Here is a 1261-nt window from a genome sequence, read left to right on the forward strand (position 1 = left end):
CAGGGAAAAATCATGAAACCCCGCACAACCACAGGCCTCAAGGTCTGTAGATAACATCGCATACATGTCAAAATACACATCCATTGCCTTATATTGAAAACATTGGATGTATCCCATATGAATGCAGTAGATTTGATGAATAAGCTTTCTATTATTAATGATCCGCGCCAATCATGGAAAGTGGAGCACAAACTTACGGATATTTTAATTCTAACTATCTGTGCTGTCATTGCTGGTTGCGAAGGTTGGGAAGAAATTGAAGACTTTGGTAATGAAAGGCTGGATTGGCTAAAACAATACGGAGAATTTGAACACGGAATTCCTTCACACCACACCATTGCCAGAGTAGTGGCTGTTGTTAATCCAAAGAAATTCCAGGCTTGTTTTATTGAATGGATGAAGGCCTGCCATCAAGTATCAAATGGTGAAATTATTGCTATTGATGGTAAAACGGTCAGGCGCTCTTATGATAAAGGAAAAGACAAAGGTGCGATTCACATGGTGAGTGCCTTTGCTAATGCGAATGAACTTGTGCTTGGTCAAGTGAAAGTTAATGAAAAGAGCAATGAGATCACTGCTATACCTGAATTGCTTGAGCTTCTCGAAATACGTGGATGTCTCGTAACCATAGACGCCATGGGCTGTCAGAGGGATATCGCCAAGAAGATTGTCGATAAAGGAGCCGATTACTTGTTAGCCGTAAAAGGCAACCAGGGTAAGCTCCATGAAGCATTTGAAAATCATTTTTCTATTGAAAAAGTAAATCAATGGACAGGTGATTTATTTAGAACGGAAGAGAAGAGTCATGGCAGAATGGAAAGTCGTCTTCATATAGTCAGTGATATTTTCGATGAGTTTGTAAACCTCTCCTTTGATTGGAAAGGAATGAAAACTGTTGGAATTGTTTTATCCGCCAGAATGGAAGGTGAGATATTCAATCCAGACGATATTAGTATTCGTTATTATATTTCGTCAGCTGAATTGACGGCAGAAGATCTAGCAAAAGCAGCAAGAGGCCATTGGGGAATAGAAAACAAGCTCCATTGGAAATTGGATGTTGCGATGAATGAAGATGACTGTCGAATTAGAAGAGGCAATGCTGCAGAAATGCTGGCTACCTTTCGACATGTAGCCGTTAATATGCTGAACAACACCAAGACCTTTAAAGCAGGCTTGAAGCGGAAGCAAAAAAAAGCCGCTATGAGCACTCGATATCTGTCTGAGGTGCTTGCAGGGTGCGGGGTTTCATGATTTTTCCGTG

At 40.8% G+C, this 1261-nt stretch carries 1 protein-coding gene; it reads left to right on the forward strand.

Going from position 1 to position 1261, the window contains the following annotated elements; all coding sequences use genetic code 11:
- The first annotated feature begins 117 nt into the window (after window positions 1-117).
- Window positions 118-1251: an ISAs1 family transposase gene (locus tag Q1B11_RS20165; RefSeq protein WP_299735803.1), complete on the forward strand. Its 1134-nt coding sequence runs from the start codon at window positions 118-120 to the stop codon at window positions 1249-1251.
- Window positions 1252-1261 lie beyond the last annotated feature (10 nt).

This window comes from uncultured Endozoicomonas sp. (assembly GCF_947495845.1).
In the GTDB taxonomy this organism is placed as follows: domain Bacteria; phylum Pseudomonadota; class Gammaproteobacteria; order Pseudomonadales; family Endozoicomonadaceae; genus Endozoicomonas.

Bases quoted from the DNA above. Each gene is read 5' to 3' on its own strand.
- Q1B11_RS20165 (WP_299735803.1), top strand. From the start codon at position 118: ATGAATGCAGTAGATTTGATGAATAAGCTTTCTATTATTAATGATCCG.